At 63.1% G+C, this 4,209-nt stretch carries 4 protein-coding genes and 1 pseudogene; 3 read left to right on the top strand and 2 right to left on the bottom strand.

Going from position 1 to position 4,209, the window contains the following annotated elements; translation table 11 throughout:
- The 3 genes from tnpC to BDK63_RS18125 all read left to right on the top strand — a co-directional run.
- A partial coding sequence (gene tnpC, locus BDK63_RS18115) for an IS66 family transposase (RefSeq protein ID WP_183334525.1) occupies positions 1–690 on the top strand: 690 nt, incomplete at its 5' end.
- Between the two features lie 64 nt (positions 691–754).
- Positions 755–1,018 carry a transposase gene (locus tag BDK63_RS18120; RefSeq protein WP_183334527.1) on the top strand — a complete coding sequence of 88 codons (264 nt, stop codon included), beginning with the start codon at positions 755–757 and terminating at the stop codon, positions 1,016–1,018.
- 313 nt (positions 1,019–1,331) lie between these two features.
- Complete coding sequence (locus BDK63_RS18125) at positions 1,332–2,327, top strand: site-specific integrase (RefSeq protein WP_246386324.1); 996 nt, start codon at positions 1,332–1,334, stop codon at positions 2,325–2,327.
- Positions 2,328–2,430: 103 nt separating this feature from the next.
- On the opposite strand, the gene BDK63_RS18130 is transcribed toward BDK63_RS18125, so the two are convergent.
- On the bottom strand, positions 2,431–3,720 hold the full coding sequence (locus tag BDK63_RS18130; protein WP_221202690.1) for an exopolysaccharide biosynthesis polyprenyl glycosylphosphotransferase: 1,290 nt from the start codon (positions 3,718–3,720) through the stop codon (positions 2,431–2,433).
- 45 nt (positions 3,721–3,765) lie between these two features.
- Positions 3,766–4,116, bottom strand: a pseudogene (locus BDK63_RS18135) (UDP binding domain-containing protein); the annotation flags it as partial.
- Positions 4,117–4,209 lie beyond the last annotated feature (93 nt).

Raw genomic sequence — 4,209 nt, forward strand, 5'->3', positions numbered from 1 at the left:
GACACGGTGCTGGGCGACCACTTCAACGGCGTGCTGCTGACCGACGGCAACGCCTCCTACGCCCGCTATGCCGAGAAGCGTCCGGGAGTGACCCACGCCGAATGCTGGGCGCACGCAAGGAGACACTTCGAGAAGGCGCAGGGCAGCGATGACGCGGTCGAGGACGGCCTGCTGCGGATCGCCGCGCTCTACAAGACCGAGACCTGGATCCGTGAGAAAGGCCGCGAAGGACCCGACAAGCTCAAGGCACGCACCACCTACAGCGAGCCCCAGGTGCGCGACTTCTGGCGATGGTGTGACGACCAGCTCCAACGGGACGATCTGGAACCTCGCCACCCGTTGCGCCAAGCCGTGGAGTACGCGCTGAAGCGACAGCGCAGCCTGGAGGTGTTTCTGTCCGATCCCGACGTGCCGATCGACACCAACCACCTGGAGCGTGGCCTGCGCTGCATTCCCATGGGTAAGAAAAACTGGATGTTCTGTTGGAGCGAGGTCGGCGCCGAGCACGTCGGCATCGTGCAGAGCCTGCTGACCACCTGCCGGCTGCAGGGCGTCGACCCCTACACCTATCTGGTCGATGTCCTCCAGCGCGTGGCGCTTCATCCCGCCTCACGGGTCGACGAGCTGACACCGCGTCGCTGGAAGACCCTGTTCGCGGACGCGCCGCTGCGCTCCGACATCGAGCGCTGAATCGACACCCACCGGCGCATCGGGCAAGGTGGCGCCTTTCCCGATGCACGAGATCCGGTTCCCCATGCGTATCGACGACATGAGCCTCGACCAGCTCCTGGCGCTCAACGACCTTATCTGCCGCCGTATCGACGAACTCCAGGCCCGTCAGGAGATGGAGGTGTTGAGCCGCCTGACCCTGGGACAGGCCGTCTCCTTCGAGGGCCGCGAGGGTCAGGTGTTCGGTCGCGTCATCAAGATCAACCGCAAGACCGTTCTCGTACAGTCGGAAGATAACCGGCAGTGGAAGGTCGCGGTAGCGCTGATCCAGCCACTACGCGATGTGTAAGGCAAGCGGAAATAGGCACGCCTTGGAATGACCGGTTACGGTGGAGCGGCTCCACTCGCAACTGGACACCGCGCCGGACGGTCTGGCTGAACCCAGATCAGGAAGACCCGCTGGTTCAGCGCGATCAGCGATTAGAAGCCGCCTGATTCCAGGTTCCAACAAGCTTGACAGGCATCGCCCGGCAGGAGCGTCGCGGTCTCCATGGGAGCAACCAGTGCGGAGGGTACGATCAGCGTGGCGCCCGATGTGGCGTTTTCCGCTTCGTTCTTCGAGCGCCTGATAGCCCTGCGGCTGACACCTTGAGGGGGAGCTGATGATGAAACGAGATCCATCGAGTCAACGGCTGACCCATCAACGGCCAAGCCCCTATGACCAGGGTGCCATGACCGCCCCCGTGGAGGGGCTGTCCCGGGAAGCCCGGCGCCTGCTGTCGGAAAGCGTCTCGCCCAACACGGTGCGCGGCATGCGCTCGGACCTGAGGGTCTACCAGAAGGCTGGGGGGATGCTGCCGGCCACCGAGGTCGATATCGCCAACTTCCTCTCGGCACAGAACAAGCTGGGCAAGAAACCCGCAACGCTGGAGCGCTACGCCAACTCGCTGCACATGTGGCACCGCTATCACAACCTGCCCTCGCCGGTGAAGACGATGGCGGTGCGCAGCGTGATCCGCGGGATCAAGAAATCGCGAGACACCCGCCAAGACTCGGCGCCGGCGCTGCGGCTCAAGGAGCTGCATCGCCTGCTCGATGCTGTCGAGCATGACACCCTGCATGGCCTGCGCGATAGCGCCCTGTTCCTGCTCTCCTTCTATGGAGCTTTCCGGCGTAGCGAGGTGGTGGTGATCGCCTGCGAGGACCTGGAGTGGCGGCCAGAGGGGGTAATCGTCACCCTCCACTACAGCAAGATGAACCGTTCAGGGCGCATCGAGACCAAGAGCATCATGCGGGCCCCGCCTGGCACGCGCTACTGCCCCGTGGGCATGCTGGAGCGCTGGCTGGAGGTCTCCCGCATTCAGAAAGGCGCGATCTTTCGGGGTGTGAGCACTGGTGGGCGGCTGGGCGCCGGGCGCATGACGGCCAACACCCTTGCGGTGCGCATGAAGAAGGGGCTGGCGGCAGCGGGGCTGCTGGAAGAAGGCTACTCGCCGCACAGCTTTCGGGCAGGCTTTATCACCGAGGCGCATCTGCGCGGCAAATCGGATGTGCAGATCAAGCGGGTCAGTGGCCACCGGGATCAGCGCACCTTCGAGCGGTACATTCGCGTCGCGGATGCGTTTGAGAACCACGGGGGTGACTTTTTTGGTCTGTGAACCTGGATCGCGCTCAACAGTTCATTAAGGCGTCGCCTCGGCAGACGTCCATAAACACCGCAGGCGCCCTGAAGGCGCCCGCGGTGAGTGTATATCCATGGCGTTATCTCGCCCCGTCCCCCGTCACGATCGTCTTCAGCGTCTTGAAGGCGATCAGGATATCCAGCCACAGCGAAAAGTGCTTGATGTAGTAGAAGTCATACTGGAGCTTGGTTGTCATGCCGTCGACCTCGGCGGCATACCCCTGCTCGACCTGGGCCCAGCCGGAGATCCCCGGGCGCACTACGTGACGATAGCTGAAGAAGGCCACGTCCCGCTCGTACCACTCGGAGAGCTCCATGGACTCGGGCCGCGGGCCAATGAAGCTCATCTCGCCCCTGATCACGTTGAACAGCTGCGGCAGCTCATCAAGGCGGCACTTGCGAATGAAGCGCCCCACCCGAGTGATGCGGGGGTCGTCGTCCCCTTCCGTGAAGCCACTGCCACGCTGATCGATGTACATGCTGCGAAACTTGTAAACCCTGAAGGGCACGCCACGAAAGCCCATCCGCTGCTGGATGAACAGGGCGGGCCCGGGGCTGTCCAGGCGGATGGCAACGGCCGTTGCCAGCATGAGGGGCGCCAGGATCGGCAGCAACAGCAGAGCCGCCACCAGATCGATGAAGCGCTTCGCCCCCTGATAGCTCAACGATGGGAGCAGGCTGCCATATTCGTTCTCGGTCAGGTGCTCGATACGCACTCGCCCCGTCATTGACTCCTGGATCTGCCTGACGTGATAGACGGGGATATGGTGGAGCGTGCAGCGTGCCAGGAACCGCTCCCACTCGGGCGTGAGCTCATCGGCGTGCAAGTCGGCCACGACACCATCATAACGGACACCGGCCAGGTCGGGCTTGTCGAGGCTGCGCAGTTCGATGTCCGGCGTGGGCTCCAGTTCGGCCACACGCCCCGCCGGCACCACCGCCAGCTTCATGCGCCGATAGCGCCGCCCCAGGAAGAAGGCCAGGTAGAACCACCCCAGGCTCATCAGGTAGCTGCCGAACAGCACCTGCCGGGTGTACTCCTCGCGGGTAAAGAACAGCACGGCCACCACCAGCAGATAGGCCACCGACACCGTGGGGGCAATAAAGGCCGACACTCGCGCACCAGGAAAACGATGCATGCGCCTTAGCGTCCAGAGGATACCAACGAAGGCCAGCCCACAGGCAAGCACAGTATTGCTTCGGACTTGAGGAAAATACTCCCAGAACCCCCAGCCCCAGCGCTCCCAGGCCGGTAAGCCCATCACCACCAGCGCACCCACGATCAGCTGAAATGGCCACCCCAGCAGCAGCGCCTCATACCAGCGCGAGTGGCGGCGCTCGTAGCGCATGCGTTCCTTCATTTCTTTCATTGTCCCTCTGGCTACCAGCCAAGCCTATCTAACACGTCCGCAAGTTCAATCGCTGCCGAACAGGTCGCGGGTGTACACCTTCTCGGCAACGTCGCTGAGCTCTTCCGCCATGCGATTGCTCAGGATGACATCGGAGAGCTGCTTGAAGGCGTCGAGATCGCGGAACACCCGGGAACCGTAGAAGGTCTCCTGCTGCAGCACCGGCTCATAGACCACCACCTCGATACCCTTGGCCTTGATCCGCTTCATCACCCCCTGCATGGCGCTGGCGCGGAAATTGTCGGACCCACTCTTCATGATCAGCCGATAGACCCCCACCACCTTCGGATGGCGCTTGAGGATCTGCTCGGCGATGAAGTCCTTGCGGGTTCGGTTGGCATCCACGATGGCCTGCACTGATCTTACCCAGCATTGGTGGACACCGATCTAAGCGATCATTCGGGCCTCGAAGGCCTCCGGGCTGATCATCCCAATCGCACTGTGCCGGCG

Origin of the sequence: Halomonas campaniensis, from assembly GCF_014193375.1 — a bacterium.
GTDB lineage: Bacteria > Pseudomonadota > Gammaproteobacteria > Pseudomonadales > Halomonadaceae > Halomonas > Halomonas campaniensis.

Bases quoted from the DNA above. Each gene is read 5' to 3' on its own strand.
- BDK63_RS18120 (WP_183334527.1), top strand. From the start codon at position 755: ATGCGTATCGACGACATGAGCCTCGACCAGCTCCTGGCGCTCAACGAC.
- BDK63_RS18125 (WP_246386324.1), top strand. From the start codon at position 1,332: ATGATGAAACGAGATCCATCGAGTCAACGGCTGACCCATCAACGGCCA.
- BDK63_RS18130 (WP_221202690.1), bottom strand. From the start codon at position 3,720: ATGAAAGAAATGAAGGAACGCATGCGCTACGAGCGCCGCCACTCGCGC.